Origin of the sequence: Parafilimonas terrae, from assembly GCF_900115755.1 — a bacterium.
GTDB classification, from domain to species: domain Bacteria; phylum Bacteroidota; class Bacteroidia; order Chitinophagales; family Chitinophagaceae; genus Parafilimonas; species Parafilimonas terrae.
The window spans coordinates 12,635-32,558 of the sequence record NZ_FOXQ01000009.1; the positions used below are offsets into that span (position 1 = coordinate 12,635).

The window sequence follows — 19,924 nt, forward strand, 5'->3', positions numbered from 1 at the left end:
TAACACCTTTGCAGCCATAAATACTAACTATGCAAGGTGGAAATTTGGCAGCAAGAATACTTTCAATCATCTTTCTAATATTTATTACCTCGTTATCAGCGCAGGCCCAAACAGGCAAAATAACAGGCCGGGTTGTTGATGAATCAAACCATGCCATCACAGGCGCCAGCATTAAAGTGGCCGGCAGCACAGCAGGCGCCGTTACTGATGTTGATGGCCATTTTACATTAAACATAAGTGCAAAAGACAGCGTTACTATTGAAGTATCTGCAGTTGGCTTCACCGCCAAAACAATAAGCGGCATTATACCTGGATCAACAGAAGATTTAAACATTAACCTCACGGCATCCAGCAATGATTTGCAGGCGGTAACAGTAAAAACTTCTGCGCGCAGGGAAAGCACCAATGCACTTATCAGTTTTCAGAAAAATACAAATGCGGTTGCCCAGGTAATTTCTGCAGAAGCCATAAGGCGTTCTCCTGATAAAAATACCGGTGAAGCTTTAAAACGCGTTACCGGCTTATCAATGCAGGAAGGCAAATATATTGTTGTGCGTGGCCTGAGCGACCGCTATAACCAAGCTATGCTTAATGGTGTTTTATTAAGCAGCACAGAGCCCGACAGGAAAACTTTTTCATTCGACATTTTTCCTTCGTCCATTGTTGAAAACATCATCGTAAATAAAACTTTCATACCTGAATATTCTGCGGAATGGGCAGGCGGTTTAATACAGGTGAATACAAAAGATATTCCTTCAAGGAATTTTATGAATGTACAGGTAGGCACCAATTTCAACACCAATACTATTGGCAAAGATTTTTATACATATAAAGGTGGGAAGCTTGACTGGCTTGGCATTGACGATGGCGCAAGGGCTTTACCAGGTAATTTCCCTGCCAAAAACCAGTTTTCGGTATTAGGCAACAGTGAAAAAACACAGTTGGGCACGCCGGTAGCTTCAGGCAGCTGGGCGCCGGAAAAAAAAGGCAGTTTTTTACCAACGCTTGGACAAACTTTCCAGTTTAATTCCGGCTTTGCAGGCAAGGTATTAAATGATAAAGACCTCGGCGGCGTTATCTCTGTTACCTATAACAGGAGTTTGAGGAATCTTGATTACAACAACAGCTTCTATAATATAGATGGAACGAAAGCAGACCCTTCGTTCCGGTATCATAACAATCGTTATTCAAACGATGTCTTATGGGGTGCATTAGCCAACTTTTCTTTAAGGCTTAACAGCAATCATAAAATTTCTTTCAGAAATATTATTAATACAAATTCTTCTGATTATACAACCTTACGCACAGGTAAAGATTTTGAATCGAATGCACAAACCGGCGAAAACATAAAAGCCTATGAATATGCTTTCAGGAACAATACTTTTTTCAACACGCAGTTAAATGGCGAGCACAATATTCCATCGCTGAAAAGCAAGTTTAACTGGTTTGGCAGCTTCACCATTCTCGATCAATATCTTCCCAAACAAAGACGCTTGCAATACAACCAGGCAGCAGGCGATGATACAGCGCCATACCTTGCTTTGTTATCAAACACATTATCACAAAAAACAGGCAGTGTATTTTATTCAGACCTCAATGATTATATATATAATGCCGGCGGAGATATTACTACCAGCTTTAACCTGTTTGGTCAAAAGCAAACTGTAAAAGGCGGATATAATTTCCAGGTGAAAGACAGGATTTATGATGCACGTCCTTTCTCAGTAACATTACCTTCTGATAATCCTGAACTAAAAGCGCTTGACCCATCGCAGATATTTAACGCTTCAAATTTTGGCGACGGCAGCGGCCAACTTCATTTTGATGAAATACCCGGTGTTTATTACAGGTATATAGCTAACTCCATTTTAAATGCAGGTTATATTCAATTTGATAATTCTTTTACTGATTGGCTGCGTATAGTTTGGGGCGCCCGTTATGAATATTTTGACCAGCTGGTAGGCAGCGTTTATAAATCAGATCCACGCTTTAACTGGCAAAAGAAAGGCGATCTTTTGCCTGCACTAAACATTACGTTCAAATTAAACAACAGGACTAATTTAAGGATTGCCGGTTCTCAAACTATTGTAAGGCCGGAATTCAGGGAACTTACCGGAACAGCGTTTTATGATTTTGAAGTAGGCGCCACCATTATAGGCAATCCTAATCTTGTAAGAACAAAAGTTACCAATGCCGATATTCGTTATGAAGTATATAGCCGCCCCGGCGAACTCTTTACCATTGGCGCATTCTATAAATATTTCCAAAGCCCTATAGAGCTTGCATTCAACCAGACAGGCGCCGGCGGTTCAAGCACATTTAATTATCTCGATAACAATAAGTCAAAAGCGCAAACTTTCGGCGGTGAAATTGAGTTTCGCAAAAAGCTTGATTTCTGGCCTGCTTTCGAGCGCTTTACCGTACAGGGAAATTTTTCTTACATATATAACCGCGTAAAGTTCCAGGAGCAATCACTTAACAGGCCAATGCAGGGCCAGTCGCCTTATCTTATAAACGCAGCCGTGCAGTACGATGTTCAGGAAATTGGCCTGAGCACAACTATGTTATTCAACCAGATTGGGAGGCGCATATTGTATGTGGGCAATGAACAGGTGCCTGCAATATGGGAAGCGCCAAGGCCGTTGCTCGATCTGCAGATTGCCAAAAAATTAATGCATAACAAGAGTGAACTGAAACTCAACATTGCAAACCTTATAAACAAACGCGCTAATTTCTATCACGATCTCGATGGTAACAAAGTGTATAACAAAGGCGTTGATGCGTTAGCTATATCAAGGAATTACGGTACTAACGTAAGCCTGTCTTTTTCATATAACATAAAATAAATTAAAACTTTAAATCAAATACAAATGAACAAGCTACTTAGCTGTGCAGCATTATTAATCTTATTATTAGGTTCATGCCGCAAAATTCAGGAAGATGTAATTATTCACCAGGGCGGCAGCGGCAGTGATTCTGCTGAAGAAAATACCGTTCTTGAAGGAAAGATTTCTTCAGACAGGACGTTAAAGGCGAACTATGTATATAAGATCCGCGGATTTGTTTACGTAGTGAACGGCGCAAAACTTACCATTGAACCGGGTACTGTTATAAAGGGAGAAAAAGGCAGTTCAACAAGAGGCGCTTTGGTTATCACAAGAGGTTGCCAGATCATTGCAGACGGCACTGCTGATAAACCCATTATTTTTACTTCAGACCAGGCAAACCCGCAAAGAGGTGATTGGGGCGGCGTTGTAGTGCTTGGAAACGCAAAAACAAATGCATCTTATAATGGTGTGCAGGGAATAGGTTCTGTGGAAGGTGGCGTAAACACTGCCGAAGGCCTTGGCTTATTTGGCGGCACAAACGATGATGACAATTCCGGCATATTGCGTTATGTGCGTATTGAATATGCAGGCTACGCTTATTTGCCTGACAATGAACTCAACGGCTTAACTCTCGCAGGCGTTGGAAAAAGCACTACGGTTGACTATGTAGAAATATATAAAGCAAACGATGATGCTATTGAATGTTTTGGCGGCAATGTAAACCTTAAACACACTGTATTTATTAGCACGCTGGATGATGATTTTGATACAGACAATGGCTGGAGCGGCAACGTGCAGTTTGGTATTGTAATAAGAGATTCTGCCATTGCCGATATTTCAAAAAGCGAATCTTTTGAAAGCGATAACGATGCCAACGGAAGTTCTTTAACGCCGCAAACATCAGGCACATACAGCAATATTACGGTTATAGGCCCACGCGCTGCGCTTAATAACGCCGGTAATAGCCTGTTTCTTGCTGCTGCGCAGATAAGAAGAAATTCAAGCATATCAATATTCAACTCCGTTATAATGGGCTTTCCTACAGGTGTTTTAATTGATGCCAGCAAAGGCACGCCTACTGATAATAACATAACCGCAAATACATTACAAATTCAAAATACTGTTATAGCAGGTTGTAATGTTGCTGTTGATTATGCTGCAAGCGCTGCACCTACCGGCTGGGATAAAGATGCTGTGAACAAGTGGTTTTTAACTGGAGATTTCGGCAATTCAATATTAACCAACAACAGCGATGTGTTATTAACAGCACCGTTCGATTATTCAAATCCTGATATAACGCCAAAGGAAAATTCACCTTTGTTAAGCGGTGCAAGTTTTTCTTCTTCCAAATTATCAAACAGTTTCTTCAGCAAAGTTAGTTTCAAAGGCGCTGCAGGTGCATCAGGCGACGATGCTAACTGGTGGAAAGGCTGGACAATGTTAGACCTCAATTTATAATCCTTAATACACGCTTAATGTTCCGTTCACAATTTAGTTACATAAATAAAGCATTTTTGTGATGGGTTCATAGCATTAAGTTAGAGATTCTATGCAGCCTTGCTTTCCAGCAAGGCTTTTTTATTGCTTTTATTTTTAGCAGTTTTTAGTTAATAATTTTCTTTCTGCACTCATTAAAATAATTGAGCCGCCCATTTCTGAACGGCCCTAAGCATAACCCCCATAAACTGTTTAATGGTATTGCAGGTTCTCTTTGTTAAATTAACCAATGATATTAATCGCAGGAATTATTAAACAGGTAACACATAATAGTGCCGGTAATGCAAAACATTTATTGCATTTCAATAAAGCACAGCAATTGAGTTTCATCAATTTACTACATGCACAGGCTGGCCATTAAAAAAAGCAGAAAGATTGTTTAATGTTATGTTCATCATTCGTGCCCTGGCTTCCTTTGTAGCCCATGCAATGTGCGGCGTGATCATACAATTTTTTGCTTTTAGCAAAGGATTGGATAAAGGTGGCGGTTCTGTGGAAAGCACGTCAATGCCCGCGCCTGCTATTACATCATTGTTTAATGCGTCGGCAAGATATTCGTCAATAACAATCGGGCCGCGGCTCGTGTTCAATAAAAAAGCAGAAGGCTTCATCAATTGTAAACTTTCTTTATTAATAAGGCCTTTTGTTTCCGGGGTTAAAGGACAATGAATACTTACCACATCGGCCTGTTGCAGCAATTCCTGCACACTCGCCCATTTAAAATTTTTACGATGCTGCTGATTGGTTTGCGTTCTGCTGTTAGCAATTATATGCATGCCAAATGCGGATGCTATATCAGCAACTTTCTGCCCAATAGTGCCAAAGCCAATGATGCCCATTGTTTTGCCGTCAAGTTCCATTAAAGGATAATCCCAAAAACAAAAATCAGGCGATGCAGACCATTTGCCCTGCATAACAGCATCGCTGTGGCGCTGCACATGATGCGCTAATTCAAGCAGCAAAGCAAACGTTAACTGCGCCACAGAGGCCGTGCTGTAACCCGGCACATTGCACACAGGAATATTCCTTTCCCGTGCCGCTGCCACATCAATTATATTATAACCGGTTGCCAGCACACCGATATATTTTAATGAAGTAAGCTGATGAATGGTTTGTGCTGAAAGCGGTACTTTATTGGTAAGCACAATGTCTGCATCTTTTGCACGTTCAACAATCTGCGAGGGGCCTGTGCGGTCATAAACAATCAATTCACCTAATGCTTTCATTTCTTTCCAGGAAAGATCACCTGGATTTAAAGTATGGCCATCTAAAACAACAATTTTCATCTGTAAAATTTTATCAGTAAAAAGATTTCATTCTTCTTTTAAATGCTTATGCCTTTGAATTTGTATAAAAAATAATGCAAATATTGAAAGCAAATATTTTTGCTTGAAATTCTTCTTTTGTGAAGAATTGAATTACAGCAGTATTGCGTACATGCATGCTGCCGTAAATAATACATTTATTAAACAAGTTCTGATGCAATATTAAGAGCATCTTCCATAATATATTTTTTCAAATTGTTTTTAATATAGTTTGACATACTTTAATAGACTGATGAAATATCTTAGCCGCATGAAAAAACTGTTTGCTTTTATTTTTATTTTACCTGCTCATTATTTGTGCGCACAGCAAATAGACTATAAAGGATTACCGCAATGGAGCTGGCACACAGAAGATTCTACAGAGTATTATTTGTATAAGCCATCAGACATGAAGAAAAACAGGAAGTATCCTGTTGTATTAGCAATGCATGGCTGTTGCGGTGATAATGATCATGCAAGCCTGCGTAATACGGTTGATCCCATTGTACGCATGTGGCATAACTTTTCAAACAATACACAAAAAACACCTACTTATATTATTGCTCCCGCAACTTCATGCGGATGGCAGCAGCATTTTAATGACCTTAAAAAAATAACAGACAGCCTTATTGCCGATGGCAAAGCAGACCCGCAACGTATATATGTTTGCGGTTTCTCAATGGGCGCAGAAGGCGCCTTCGATATTATTCAGCAATACCCTGGCTATTTTGCAGCAGCCATTACAATGGGCATGGCCTTTCACGGAGATTCAACCAGGGTAAAAGATATTCCTATATGGTGCAACCAGGGCGAGACCGATTATTTTTCAAGATCGCTGCGCAGGAATGTTGCGGATATTCGTCATCTAAATGGCGCTGCGAATGATACAGGCGCAACATGGGTTACCGGCATAAATCCGCGTTATTCAAATTTTAAAGGTTATGATCATGGCGTAATGTGGGTTGCCGCCAGCACACAGGATTTAACGGATTGGGCTTACTCAAAAATTAATGATGGCAATATTTATCCAACGGTATTTTTTAAAACGCCTTCTTATAAACAAACGGCAGAAGCCGGGGAAAAAGTTAACGTAGAAGTTGCTGCACATGATGCTGACGGAAACATTAAAAAGGTAGAAATTTTTTACGATGGCAAATCGGTAAAAACATTTAAAAAGGCGCCTTACAAACTCGTATTAAAAGCCCGCCGCGGAGACAATATTATTAAAGCGGTTGCTTATGATGACAAAGGCAAAACATCAACTGCTGAAACAATTTTAAGGGTGAATATAAAGCCATCTATATCCTGGCAATTTTTATATGATGCACAGGTGGGAAAGTTTTACAGTGCTAAAATAAATGCCGGCGGCGGTAACGGAATATTAACTTTCATTACGGATGAAGCCAAACTGCCGCCAGGCTTACGTCTTTATCCCGATGGCACATTAAAAGGCATACCATTAATTGCAGGCAGCAATTATTCAATTCCCGTTAAGGTTTATGATGAAGACAATGACACGGCAGAATATGTTTTTAATTTAAGGGTGCCTTTAAAAAACAGGAGTGATATATTGGTTACAAGTCCCGTCTCCGCCAATGGAATTCCCTATCGCGTTTCAACAATGATGTTGGGCGAATCACCTTTTTTTGACAGTAAAGACACGGTATTAAGTACGGCAACTAAAGAAATTAATTTTAGTGATATTGGCAGGTATGAAGGATTGACTTTTATTAAAACGAATATTAATGAGAAAGATACGGCAGCCGATAGCCTTTTAAGCTTTAATATAGATGAAGATGCAATAATATATGTGGCGTATGAAACGCTTGATTCCAACTATCATTCAACTATTCCTGCATGGCTGAATGATTTTGAAAAAGAAGACGGACAGATTGTTGCGCAGTATCGCTATTATAATGTTTACAGCAAAAGTTTCCCGGCAGGAAAGGTAACGCTGCCATCGGCAGATGCAAAAGCCAACAATGTTGGCACCGGTTATTTTGTAATGATCAAAAAAGATTGATAAAACCTCTGAATAGTATGAAAAGTTTTATAAGCATAATTATACTCTGCACTGTTTGGTTGAACGGGCTTGCGCAAAACATTATTAAAAGCAGCGACCCGCATATTCGTTACGAAGGCCGCGTAAGTTTTAATGATGATTCAGCTATGCTAAGCTGGCCGGGAAATTCCATCACAATTAATTTTAAAGGGACCGGCGTGAAAGCCTTGCTTCGTGATGAAAAAGGCGCTAATTATTTTAAAGTCATCGTTGACGGGCAACTTATGCCTGACATAAAAATAGATTCTTCAAAACAATTGTACACGCTTGCTTCCGGCCTGCAAACAGGCAGGCATACGGTGCAGCTTTTTAAAAGAACAGAATGGGTGTTTGGAAGAACGTGGTTTTATCATTTCCAGCTTGATGCAGGCACAACTATTTCCAAAGCGTCTGCAGCCAAAAAAAGAAAGATAGAATTTTATGGCAACTCTATTACCTGCGGTTATGGTGTTTTAGATACCAGCGGCCAGGACAGGGGCACACCGCCGTTTGAAGATAATTACCTGAGTTATGCTGCCATTACAGCAAGGCATTTTAATGCCCAGTATAGTTGTATTGCCCGCAGCGGTATTGGTATTTTAATAAGCTGGTTTCCGCAGGTTATGCCTGAAATGTATGACCGTTTATATGGCGATGATGCAAACAACAAATGGAATTTCGGCAAATACACACCAGATGTTGTGGTTGTTAATCTCTTTCAGAATGATTCCTGGCTGGTGCAACAGCCGCAGCATGAACAATTCAAACACCATTTTGGCATAACAGCACCAACGCCGGAACAAATTATTAAGGCTTACCAGGATTTTATTGAAAGCATTCGCAGCGAATATCCCAAGGCATATATTATTTGCGCCCTTGGAAATATGGATGCTACAAAAGAAGGTTCAGCATGGCCGGGTTATGTTTCAAAGGCCGTGGAAAATATGCACGACAAAAAAATCACTGCACATTTTTTTCCTTATAAAAACACGCCCGGGCATCCGCATATAAACGAGCAGCAGGCAATGGCGGATGATTTAATAAAATATATTGAAAACAATATAAGATGGTAACTGCGTCAGCGGCAACATCAGCGTTCATCTCCAAATTAAAAAGAGGCTGTCTTAAAGCAAGACGGCCTCTTGTATGCAAAACATATTGAGTAATTACAGGTTATTCGTCATCAGAACTTTCATCATTGTTTTCCACACCAGTCTCCTCTCCTTCTTCGCTAAAGCCTTCATTGTTTTGAGGTAAATCATACTTCTCTTCAATATCCACAAATCTTTTACCCAGTAAACTGCGTGTGCCATATTGTTGCGGCCCAATGCCTTCCACCCTTGATGTTGCAGGATAAATTATTTTACTGCTTTCTTCTTTTGACACATTGATGAGCTCAATATGAAAGGTCCAGTTTTTTTCAAAATCATATATATAAATAAACTTCTGGTTCGTATCACGAATTTCGCTGCCGATAGTTGTATTAATCATTATCAGCGGTTCGGCCTTATATGCTTTATCATATTTTTCAAGTGTAATTTCCCTGCCGCGCTGCCAGTTATCGTTGCTCCTGTAAAAAGTTGCCTGGTGTTTATTGTCAAACTCATAAGATTTTAAGATTGCATTGTGCAGGTCAAAAAAGCTTTGAGAATGTTTTATCACCACATCCCTGTAAACGGCTTCATCTTCTTCGTAATACGCTCTGAATTTTAAAACTGCCATGGGTAGAATTATTTTATATTTCAGTTTATTATTTCAATTATAGGTAAACATTCCATGCAAAAATCATACTGATTATGCATAAATTTTTTTATTAACAATCCCCGCCTTCAGCAGGTTATTTTTAAAACCAAACAGCAACAATACATAAAAAAAATGTTATGTAATATTTTATGCCAACGGCTTTAAATTTAGCGCTGCGGCTTTTTCAATCATTAAATTATAAGCGGCTTCATATTCGTTTGGAATTTCACCGTCAAGTATTGCTTCGCGTATAGCGTCTTTTATAATACCAATTTGCCTGCCGGGCGGCAATCCAAAAGTTTCCATGATTATCTCGCCAGTTATGGGTGGTTGCCAGTTGCGTATTTTATCTTTCTCCTCCACTTCAATAAGGCGTTTACGCACTATTTCAAAATTGCTTAAATAACGTTTCACCTTCATTTTATTCTTGCTGGTTATATCAGCTTCGCACAACATCATTAAAGCATCAATATCGTCGCCGGCATCAAAAAGCAAACGCCGTATGGCGCTGTCTGTTATATTTTCTTTTGTAAGGCTGATGGGCCGCAAGTGCAGCGCAACCAGCTTCTGTACCAATTTCATTTTTTCACTTTGCGGAAGCTTTAAGCGTGCAAAAATTTTAGGCACCATCCGGGCGCCCACTGCTTCATGGCCATGAAAAGTCCAGCCTTCTTCTTTACTGAAACGTTTGGTGGCAGGCTTTGCAATGTCATGCAGCAGTGCGGCCCATCGCAACCATAAATCATTTGTTTTGGCGGCCATATTATCCAGCACCTGCAGCGTATGTGTAAAATTATCTTTATGGCCAATGCCATCAACATATTCTGCGCCCTGCAATTCAAGCAGACCGGGAAATATAATTTGAAGCAGGCCGCTGTCACGCAACAGAAACCAACCTACGGAAGGTTTCTCTGCCAGCATAATTTTATTCAGTTCATCAGTAATACGTTCCTGCGATATAATTTTTATACGTTCTGCATCCTTTTTAATAGCATTGAATGTATCTTTTTCTATAGTAAAACCCAGTTGGGTTGCAAAGCGTATAGCCCGCATCATGCGCAAAGGGTCATCACTAAAAGTAGTAACAGGCTCAAGCGGTGTTTTTATTAATTTTTCATGCAGGTGCTGCACACCGTTAAACGCATCAACAAGCTCTCCGTAATCATTTTTATTAAGGCTGATGGCAAGTGCATTAATGGTAAAATCGCGGCGGTTAAGATCGTCTTCCAATGTGCCGGTTTCTACTGCAGGCTTGCGCGAATGTGGCGCATAACTTTCTTTTCGTGCACCCACAAATTCAATTTCAAGACCAGGGATTTTTATCTGCGCTGTACCAAAATTTTTGAAGTAGGCAACAGCCGGTTTGGGGTTGAATAATTCTGCCACTTCATGTGCCAGCTTAATACCATCGCCAATGCAAACTATATCTGCATCTTTTGTTGGCCGGCCAAGCAATTTATCCCGCACAAAACCGCCAATAAGATAGCATGGCATGGAAAGTTCTTCTGCCGCTCTTGCTATCTTTTTAAAAATTAAAGCTTCATGGCCGGTTAACTCAATTTGCATAGCCGGCAAAGATAGGGTGGAAAAAAGGAGTGTTTAATTATTCAAACTCCAGTTCATTGCTGAAGAATTCCCAATCAAACAAAACATAATCGGGATGAATAAGATGGTGCATGATATAACGGGTTTTTTCAGCTTTAGTAAGAGGCGTTAAAAAATCCCAGCCTTCGCTCCTTTCTGTGTCGCGTTTTATTGATAACTGATTAATCATTGCTTTATCTAATTTACCCATAAAACTTTTTTTTAAAGTTCTTCAAAAATTATGCAGGTTAAATTGAAACATTCGCAGGCATTGATTTTCAGGGCCTGATTATTTCAGCTTTATTATTCTTCCAGCGAATAAGCGAAGAGGCAGCGTGTTCCGTATTATCGTTCTGCCGGTACTGTACAATATAATCCACACCTTTTCTTATAACCGGCGATACCTGTGCAAAATTTGAGGGCGAAGGTTCGCCACTAACGTTGGCCGAAGTGCTTACAATGGGTTTGCGAAAACGCCTGATAAGATGCCTGCAAAACTCATCGCTGCATATTCTTATGGCAACCGAGCCATCGGCATTGCAAACATTTTCTGCCAGGCTTAATGCATGCTCATAAATTACGGTGGTTGGTTTCTGCACGGTTTGCAAATAGTCAAAAACAGCGAGATCCGGCGAGGCCGTATATTGTAAAACATCTTTCTCCGAAGCCACCAAAACAACAAAGCTTTTTAGCTGGGGCCTTTGTTTAAGCTGAATAATTTTATTTACAGCTTCATTATTTGTGGCATCGCAGCCTATGCCCCAAATAGTATCGGTGGGGTAAAGTATAATGCCGCCTTTCTTTAATTGCTCCAGGGAATTGATTATGTCGTGCTCAAAATTAATTTCATTCATCTCTCCTGCTTTTTGTTTACAGCCTGCTGCAGCACATTATATAATTTTTTTGACTGCTTGTGCAAATCATAATTTTCTTCAATGCGCCTGCGCCCGGCCAATCCCATTTCTTTTGCAAGCAAAGGTTTTTCAATAAGCTCAATCATGTATTTAGCCATGCCATCAACATCATGTTCATCAATCAAAAAACCGGTTTTACCATTTAAAACTGCTTCTTTTATACCGGCATGTTTGGTACTTACAACCGGCAGGCCGCAAGCTGCAGCTTCGAGAATAGTATTAGGGGTTCCTTCCATATCGCCATTTGCCGCAGTTACGGAGTGCTGCACAAAAATATTTGCTTCGTGCATGTAATTAATTATTTCCGCTGCATTTTGAATACCTGTAAAAACCACATCATTTTCAAGGCCGAGTTCTTTTACAAGCTCCGCGCAATTTTCATACAGGCCGGATTTTTCGCCTATCATAACCAGTTTTGCATTGTTGTGTAACTGCTTTGTTTTTGCAAACGCATGTATAGTTGACTGTGGTGATTTTTTTTCAATCAACCTGCCCACACAAAGAAAAAGGGCTTCCTGTTTTTTAGGATATGCCGGGCTGAATTTTTGAACATCTATCCCGTAAGGTATAAGCGAAATTTTATCTTCAGCGGCGCCAAGAGAAACCAGCTTATTCTTCATATCTGCTGATACGGCGATAATGCCAGCAGCTTCTTTAAACAATGTTTTGTAAGCTTCTTTATATTGTTTCAATATTTTTTGCTGTGTTGCATCAAAGCCATGAAAATGCACAACCAACGGCAGGTTTAAAATTCTGCAAACGGGAAGAATATGCACGGCTGCAAAGCCATAATTGGCAAGTACAATATCAATTTTATTTTCCCTTAAAAAATTCTTCAATCCATGATTGCCGAAATAATTATTACGCTTTCCTGAAATAGTTTTCGCAATGTTGTGCATTATCCAAAAAAAACGTGAGGATAACAATGTATCATCATTATTTCGCTGTGGCAGGCGCCCGCCGTGCACAGGAAATATTGTTGCATGGTTAGCAAGTTCTTTTATCTGGTTAAGCAGGAATGTTTCAGAATACCTGTCTTTCTCAGTCCTCGTTATGCAAATACGCATTCGTTAAATTTATAAAGGTATTTATTGCCTGAGCGATACATTTGCAACAATAATAAAGCTAAGCCAGATTTTATGAAATTATCTGTAATAATCACCACATATAATGCGCCGGCGTGGCTGCAAAAAGTTTTGTGGGGTTATGAAGCGCAAACTTTTAAAGATTTTGAAATGGTGATTGCAGATGATGGTTCAGCAGATGAAACACGTTTGCTCATTGATAATATGCGCAAAGAGGTTTCTTATCCTGTTCAGCATATATGGCAATCTGATGAGGGTTTCAGAAAATGTGCGATTCTTAATAAAGCCATCGTTGCATCGCAAACCGATTATCTCGTTATTTCTGATGGCGACTGCATTCCAAGAAAAGATTTTCTGGAAGTACATATCAATAAAAGAAAACAGGGATACTTTTTATCCGGCGGTTACAGCAAGCTGCCTATGGATATTTCGCAAAAGATAACAAAGGAAGATATTTTCAACCAGAATTGTTTCGATATAGATTGGCTGAAGGCTAATGGTTTGCCTGCAACATTCAGGAACAACAAGTTTACGGCCAAAGGCTTTAAAGCCAGCCTGCTCAATTTTATTACACCCACTAATGCATCATGGAACGGGCATAATTCATCGGCATGGAAAAAAGATATTTATGCCGTGAATGGTTTTAATGAACAAATGCGCTACGGCGCTTTGGACAGGGAAATGGGTGAAAGGCTGGAAAACAGCGGCATTAAGGGTTTGCAGATAAGATACAGCGCTGTGTGTGTGCATCTCGATCACTCAAGGGGTTATAAGAATAAAGAAGATCTTGCCAGGAACAAAGCGATATGGATGAAGAGCCGCAAAGAAAAATTAACATGGATTGAAGACGGCATTGTAAAATCAGCGAAACCGGTTTCGCAACCCGCTTAATAAAAATTATTACTCAAACTATAAAACTTAAATTTCTCCAGGATGGAATTACAATCACTCATTCTTGAAGCATGGAATAACCGCGAATTATTAAAAGAGCAAAAATATTCAGATGCTGTAAAAGCCGTTATAGAGGAAGTTGATAAAGGCCGGCTGCGTACAGCGGCTCCAACCGGTAACGGATGGCAGGTAAATGAATGGGTAAAGCAAGCCGTTTTATTATACTTTGCTGTTCAGCCAATGGAAACAATGGATACGCCACCTTTTGAATTCTATGATAAAATACCATTGAAAAAAGGTTTTAAAGATTTAGGCGTAAGAACTATTCCGGGCGCTGTTTCCCGTTACGGCGCTTACGTTGCAAAAAATGTAGTGCAGATGCCGAGCTTTATAAATATCGGCGCTTATGTTGATGAGGGTACAATGGTTGACACCTGGGCCACTGTGGGTAGTTGCGCACAAATAGGCAAACACGTTCATCTAAGCGGCGGCGTGGGCATTGGCGGCGTGCTGGAGCCTTTGCAGGCCACACCTGTTATTATTGAAGATGGTTGCTTTGTGGGCAGCCGCTGCATTGTTGTTGAAGGCGTGATTGTTGAAAAAGAAGCGGTGCTTGGCGCCAATGTTGTGCTCACTCAATCCACAAAAATTATTGATGTAAGCAAATCATCACCGGTTGAATACAAGGGATATGTGCCGGCACGAAGCGTGGTAATTCCCGGCACTTATAATAAGGATTTTCCTGCAGGTTCCTTTGGTGTTAGCTGCGCTTTAATTATAGGCCAGCGCAAAGAAAGCACCGATAAGAAAACAAGTTTGAATGATGCTTTGAGAGATTTTAACATAAGTGTATAATTATATTTTCATTAAAAAGGTTTTTTGGTTTTGTTTTTGAGCAGTAGCGCAAAGCCGTTGCTGATTTTAGAAATAATTACCTCGAATACAGCCTGCATTGCTAATACCAATGCAGGCTGTACAATTTTATACTGCACAAACTTTTACAATTATCAAGGCAGGTTACTGATATTTACAGCGTGTATGCAAAAGATGTTATTATCATTGGCAGTGGCTTTGCCGGGCTTTCGGCAGCTTGCTTTTTAGCAAAAGCTGGGTTTAATGTTACAGTGCTTGAAAAACATGATCAACCCGGTGGCCGTGCAAGGCAATTGAAAGTGGATGGATTTAGTTTTGATATGGGCCCGAGCTGGTATTGGATGCCTGATATTTTTGAAAGGTTTTTTAATCAATTCAATAAAAAAGTAAGTGATTATTATGAATTGGTAAGGCTTAACCCCTCCTACCGCATTTACTGGCAAAATGATATAACGGATATTCCTGCGGATTATAATGCATTAGAAAACTTATTTGAAAAACTGGAGCCTGGCAGCAGCAAAAAGCTTGAGCTATTTTTAAGTGAAGCTGCTTATAAGTATAAAACAGGCATGCAAAACTTTGCATATAAACCGGGGCTTTCTATCGCTGAATTTTTAGATGCAGGCTTAATAAAAGGGATATTTAGGCTTGATGTTTTTACTTCAATAAAAAAACATGCCGGCAAATATTTCAAACACCCTCAACTGCAGCAATTGCTTGAATTTCCTGTTCTATTTCTTGGAGCATTGCCCGAAAAAATACCTGCCCTGTACAGCCTGATGAATTATGCAGATATTAAGGGCGGTACATGGTTTCCCAAAGGGGGCATGTACAGTATTGTTGAAGCTATGTATCAACTGGCGCTTGAACTTGGCGTACAATTTCAGTTCAATAAAAATGTAATTAAAATTGAAGTTGAAAATAAGCTGGCTACTAAAATTCATGTGCAGAATTCTGACAATTCAGTTGCTGTTTATAAATCAGCAACCGTAATAGCCAATGCGGATTATCATCACACCGAAAATTCTTTGTTGCCCAAAACATACAGGAACTATTCAGAAGGTTACTGGAATAAAAAAATAATAGCGCCTTCGGCTTTAATATATTATGTGGGATTGAATAAAAAGCTGCATGGTATTACACATCATTCATTATTTTTTGATACTTCTTTTCAGCAACATGCGGCAGAAATTTATACAACAAAACAATGGCCTGCAAACCCTTTGTTTTATGTAAGCGCAACTTCTGCAACCGATAATTCACTGGCGCCAGAAAACTGTGAGAACCTTTTTTTTCTCGTTCCTGTTGCAGCGGGGCTGAATAACGATACACCAGCATTGCGTGAGCATTATTTTGAAAAGATATTATCGCGTTTTGAACAAAGAATTAACCAACCGGTTAAAGAGCACATCATCATTAAAAAAACTTTTGCATGCAGCAATTTTGTTGAAGATTATAATGCCTATAAAGGCAATGCTTATGGCCTGGCAAATACGCTTATGCAAACAGCTATTTTAAAACCTTCCATAAAAAATAAAAAAATAAGGAACCTTTTTTATACCGGCCAGCTAACCGTGCCCGGCCCTGGTGTGCCACCGGCATTAATAAGTGGTGAAATCGTGGCAAAACATATAATTAACCTGAAAAAATGAACATTATTTAAACTTGTATTAATTTATAATTCTGATTAAGTTGCAAGCGTTAAAGCATGATCGACCTCTTTCATAAAACAAGCCGGCAATGCAGTAAAATAACTGCAGAAAACTATAGCACATCGTTTGCCGCTGCTATAAGGTTATTGCATAAAAACATAAGGCCTGACATTTACAGTATTTATGGTTTTGTGCGCTTTGCCGATGAAATTGTTGATACATTTCACAGTTATGACAAAGAAGCGTTGTTCCATACTTTTAAAGCCGATACTTATAAAGCCATTGAAGAAAAAATAAGCCTCAATCCTATTTTAAACAGTTTTCAGCTCACTATTAATAAACATAATATTGACGTTTCATTAATTGATGCTTTCTTCAACAGCATGCAATGTGACCTTGATAAAACCAGTCACACAGAAATTTCGTACAGGGAATATATTTATGGAAGCGCAGAATCAGTTGGGTTAATGTGCCTGCATATTTTTTGTGGCAACGATAAAATGTTGTACGATCAGTTAAAAGAATATGCAAAAAGGCTTGGCGCAGCTTTTCAAAAAATAAATTTCCTGCGTGATATAAAAGCGGACAACGAGCAACTTAACCGTATGTATTTCCCCAACTGTTGCTTTAAAAATTTTACCTCTCAAAACAAACAAGAGATAGAAGAAGATATTCAACAGGATTTTGATTATGCCTATAAAGGTATTTTATTATTACCGGCAGAAGCAAAGCTTGGCGTTTACATAGCTTATAAATATTATTTATGTCTGTTTAAAAAAATAAAACGACTGCCGCCAAAAGCAATATGCAGAAAGCGCATACGGCTTGCAGACCATATAAAAATTTTCATTCTTGCCAAAGCCGGTTTGCAGCACCGGCTGAACATTTTATAGCAACAATTATTGGCGTTTAAATTATTTATTATATTTATCGCGTTATGAGCAGCACATCTTCAGCAGCGTTGCAGGAATTTAAAAATCTTGTGGCGCTAAAGTTTCAGTTATATAATAGCTTGTTTACTTCGTTACCCTTTCACCGCATAGAAAAAACAGGGGTATTGCTCTCCTTATTTTTATTGGAGTGTGAAGAAGGCTTCGGCAAACATCAAAGCCCGGCAGATATTATTGATAACTTTTTAGAAAAAAATACTTCATACGAAAAAGAGGAAGAACGGATAGACCTTTTATTCAGGTTTGTGCAATATGCAGAACGGCAGGTGGTTTTATTTGATGCATTGGAAGATGCCGCTTTTACAGATGTAAATGATGTAAACGGCTCCGGCACAATAAAGCAACTGTGTTCGCAAATAACACAAATGCAGAAAGAAAATGATTTTGTAAAAAAGCTGAATGATTTTGCTGTGCGCATTGTGTTAACAGCGCATCCAACGCAATTTTATACCGGTGAAGTTTTAGGTATTATAAACGATTTAAGCAGTGCTTTAAAAGACGATGATACAGAGGTAGTAAATAATTACCTGCAACAGCTTGGCAGGACACCTTTTCTTAAAAAACAAAAGCCCACGCCTTATGATGAAGCGCTGAGCCTTTTATGGTTTTTGGAAAATGTATTTTACGATGCGGCAGGTAACATTATGTCAATTTTAAAAAACGAAGTACAGGAATCAGACCGCTTAAAACACCCTTTAATACAAATGGGTTTTTGGCCCGGCGCAGACAGGGATGGCAACCCGTTTGTTAACACCGGCATTACTTTAAAAGTGGCTGAAACGCTTCGCGCAGGCATTCTGCGTTCTTATCACAAAAATGCACGATGGCTAAAACGCAGGCTTACTTTTAAAGGCACACAGGAGCTGATTGCCCTGCTCGAAAAACGTCTTTACGATAATCTTTATAGCGACAATGTTGAACAGATAACACAGGAAGAAATTAAAGATATACTGCAGCAAATTATTGTTACGCTTCATGCCAATAATAATTTGTTTATAGAAGATGTATATAAGCTTTTGTTTAAGTGTGAAATTTTCGGTTTGTATTTTGCTTCGCTTGATATACGGCAGGATAGTTCGGTGCACGCTAAGTTTTTTGAATCACTTGCTGCACAAAAAATTCTGCCGCAGGGCTATGCCGGTTTTGATGAAAACAAAAAGATTGATGCCCTGCTGAAATTGCAGGAACATGATGTGTCATTTAAAGACGATGAACTTTTGAATGACACCATACAATCGGTTAAGGCCATAAAAACCATACAGGAAAGGAATGGAAAACAAGCCTGCCACCGGTATATTATAAGCCACTCTTACAGCGCCCTGAATATTATAGAAGTATATGCTTTATTGGTATTAGGCGGATGGGAGAAAGAAGCATTAAGTGTTGATATAGTTCCACTGTTTGAAACGATTGATGACCTGGCCAATGCTTCCGCCATCATGAAAAAATTATATTCCAATAAAATATACAGGCAACATTTAAAGCTGCGCAACAATACGCAAACCATCATGCTTGGTTTTTCTGACGGCACGAAAGATGGCGGTTATTTAATGGCTAACTGGAGCATTTATAAAGCGAAGGAAGAATTAACAAGCGTCTCCAGGAATTTTGGCGTTGACGTAATATTCTTTGACGGACGTGGCGGCCCACCGGCACGTGGTGGCGGTAAAACGCATAAGTTCTATGCATCAATGGGGCATGATATTTCAAACAAAGAAATACAGTTAACGGTGCAGGGGCAAACTGTAAGTTCCAATTTCGGCACTATCAGTTCAGCTCAGTTTAATATAGAGCAACTTATTAATGCCGGTATTTCAAACGACCTGTTTTCATCAAAAGAAAACACATTAACCAGGAGCGAAGAAAGGCTGCTTAAGCAACTTTCAGAAGACAGCTATGAAGCTTATCTTCAGCTAAAAAATCATCCTGCGTTTGTTGATTATCTTGCAGAAATAAGCCCTTTACGTTTTTACTCAGAAACAAATATTGGCAGCAGGCCAACCAAGCGTGGTAAAACATCGGCACTGGCTTTAAAAGATCTAAGGGCTATTCCTTTTGTGGGTTCATTCAGCCAGCTTAAACAAAATGTAACAGGCTATTATGGGGTTGGAATTGCGTTAAAAAAAGCAGAGGCAAACCGTAAATGGAACAGTGTGGTTCAATTATATAAACACTCGCTGTTTTTCAGGACTTTAATTGATAATTGCGAGATGGCAATGATGAAATGTTATTTTCCGCTGACACAATATCTTGCCAATAATTCGAGGTATGGAAAGCTTTGGAATATGATGAATTCGGAGTACGACCTTACGCTGCAATATTTGCAAAAACTTACAGGCAATGATGCGCTGATGGCTGATTACCCTGTTGAAAGTTCAAGCATACACATGCGGGAAAGAATTGTGCTGCCGCTGGCTACCATTCAGCAATATGCATTAATGCAATTGCGCTCAAAAAATGATTCGTTGTATAAAGAAAAATATGAGAAGCTTGCTATGCGTTGTTCTTTCGGAATAATCAATGCCGGCAGAAATTCTGCATAAGGTTACTTTAAAATAATTA

The 19,924-nt window shown here is 39.4% G+C and carries 15 protein-coding genes; 9 read left to right on the plus strand and 6 right to left on the minus strand.

The genetic code is table 11. From position 1 onward, the window contains the following. The first annotated feature begins 29 nt into the window (after positions 1–29). Positions 30–2,846: a TonB-dependent receptor gene (locus BM015_RS14345; RefSeq protein ID WP_090659820.1), complete on the plus strand. Its 2,817-nt coding sequence runs from the start codon at positions 30–32 to the stop codon at positions 2,844–2,846. Between the two features lie 24 nt (positions 2,847–2,870). Continuing rightward, positions 2,871–4,286, plus strand: coding sequence for a hypothetical protein (locus BM015_RS14350; RefSeq protein WP_090659823.1), 1,416 nt, complete (start codon positions 2,871–2,873; stop codon positions 4,284–4,286). Between the two features lie 368 nt (positions 4,287–4,654). Here BM015_RS14350 and BM015_RS14355 read toward each other — a convergent pair whose 3' ends face one another. Further along, on the minus strand, positions 4,655–5,611 hold the full coding sequence (locus tag BM015_RS14355) for a D-2-hydroxyacid dehydrogenase (RefSeq protein ID WP_090659826.1): 957 nt from the start codon (positions 5,609–5,611) through the stop codon (positions 4,655–4,657). Positions 5,612–5,900: 289 nt separating this feature from the next. On the opposite strand from BM015_RS14355, the gene BM015_RS14360 reads away from it, so the two are divergent. Both BM015_RS14360 and BM015_RS14365 read left to right on the plus strand, forming a co-directional pair. After that, a complete protein-coding gene (locus BM015_RS14360; RefSeq protein WP_090659829.1) occupies positions 5,901–7,652 on the plus strand; it encodes an Ig-like domain-containing protein in 1,752 nt (583 codons plus the stop codon). A gap of 17 nt (positions 7,653–7,669) precedes the next feature. After that, positions 7,670–8,743, plus strand: a complete 1,074-nt coding sequence (locus BM015_RS14365; RefSeq protein ID WP_090659832.1) for an SGNH/GDSL hydrolase family protein — start codon at positions 7,670–7,672, stop codon at positions 8,741–8,743. Between the two features lie 100 nt (positions 8,744–8,843). Here the strand turns inward: BM015_RS14365 and BM015_RS14370 are convergent, their stop codons facing one another. The 5 genes from BM015_RS14370 to BM015_RS14390 all read right to left on the minus strand — a co-directional run bounded on the left by BM015_RS14370 (position 8,844) and on the right by BM015_RS14390 (position 12,978). Further along, positions 8,844–9,392, minus strand: a complete 549-nt coding sequence (locus BM015_RS14370; protein WP_090659835.1) for an IS1096 element passenger TnpR family protein — start codon at positions 9,390–9,392, stop codon at positions 8,844–8,846. A gap of 168 nt (positions 9,393–9,560) precedes the next feature. Beyond that, positions 9,561–10,979 carry a CCA tRNA nucleotidyltransferase gene (locus BM015_RS14375; RefSeq protein ID WP_090659838.1) on the minus strand — a complete coding sequence of 473 codons (1,419 nt, stop codon included), beginning with the start codon at positions 10,977–10,979 and terminating at the stop codon, positions 9,561–9,563. Positions 10,980–11,016: 37 nt separating this feature from the next. Beyond that, the gene (locus tag BM015_RS14380; protein ID WP_090659841.1) at positions 11,017–11,208 is read right to left on the minus strand and encodes a hypothetical protein; all 192 of its coding nucleotides are present in this window, start codon (positions 11,206–11,208) and stop codon (positions 11,017–11,019) included. 67 nt (positions 11,209–11,275) lie between these two features. Next, positions 11,276–11,851, minus strand: coding sequence for an L-threonylcarbamoyladenylate synthase (locus tag BM015_RS14385; RefSeq protein WP_090659844.1), 576 nt, complete (start codon positions 11,849–11,851; stop codon positions 11,276–11,278). Beyond that, on the minus strand, positions 11,848–12,978 hold the full coding sequence (locus BM015_RS14390) for a glycosyltransferase (protein ID WP_090659847.1): 1,131 nt from the start codon (positions 12,976–12,978) through the stop codon (positions 11,848–11,850). Before BM015_RS14390 ends, BM015_RS14385 begins: the two co-directional genes overlap by 4 nt. Positions 12,979–13,050: 72 nt before the next feature. Here BM015_RS14390 and BM015_RS14395 point away from each other — a divergent pair, with 72 nt between their 5' ends. The 5 genes from BM015_RS14395 (at position 13,051) to BM015_RS14415 (ending at position 19,905) form a co-directional block, all read left to right on the plus strand. Then, positions 13,051–13,887 (plus strand): glycosyltransferase family 2 protein, encoded by an 837-nt coding sequence (locus BM015_RS14395; protein WP_090659850.1) that lies wholly within the window; start codon positions 13,051–13,053, stop codon positions 13,885–13,887. 42 nt (positions 13,888–13,929) lie between these two features. Next, positions 13,930–14,742: a 2,3,4,5-tetrahydropyridine-2,6-dicarboxylate N-succinyltransferase gene (locus tag BM015_RS14400; protein WP_090659853.1), complete on the plus strand. Its 813-nt coding sequence runs from the start codon at positions 13,930–13,932 to the stop codon at positions 14,740–14,742. A gap of 131 nt (positions 14,743–14,873) precedes the next feature. Continuing rightward, positions 14,874–16,412 (plus strand): phytoene desaturase family protein, encoded by a 1,539-nt coding sequence (locus BM015_RS14405; protein WP_090659856.1) that lies wholly within the window; start codon positions 14,874–14,876, stop codon positions 16,410–16,412. 56 nt (positions 16,413–16,468) lie between these two features. Then, positions 16,469–17,305, plus strand: a complete 837-nt coding sequence (locus BM015_RS14410) for a phytoene/squalene synthase family protein (protein WP_090659859.1) — start codon at positions 16,469–16,471, stop codon at positions 17,303–17,305. Positions 17,306–17,349: 44 nt separating this feature from the next. After that, positions 17,350–19,905 carry a phosphoenolpyruvate carboxylase gene (locus BM015_RS14415; RefSeq protein WP_090659862.1) on the plus strand — a complete coding sequence of 852 codons (2,556 nt, stop codon included), beginning with the start codon at positions 17,350–17,352 and terminating at the stop codon, positions 19,903–19,905. Positions 19,906–19,924 lie beyond the last annotated feature (19 nt).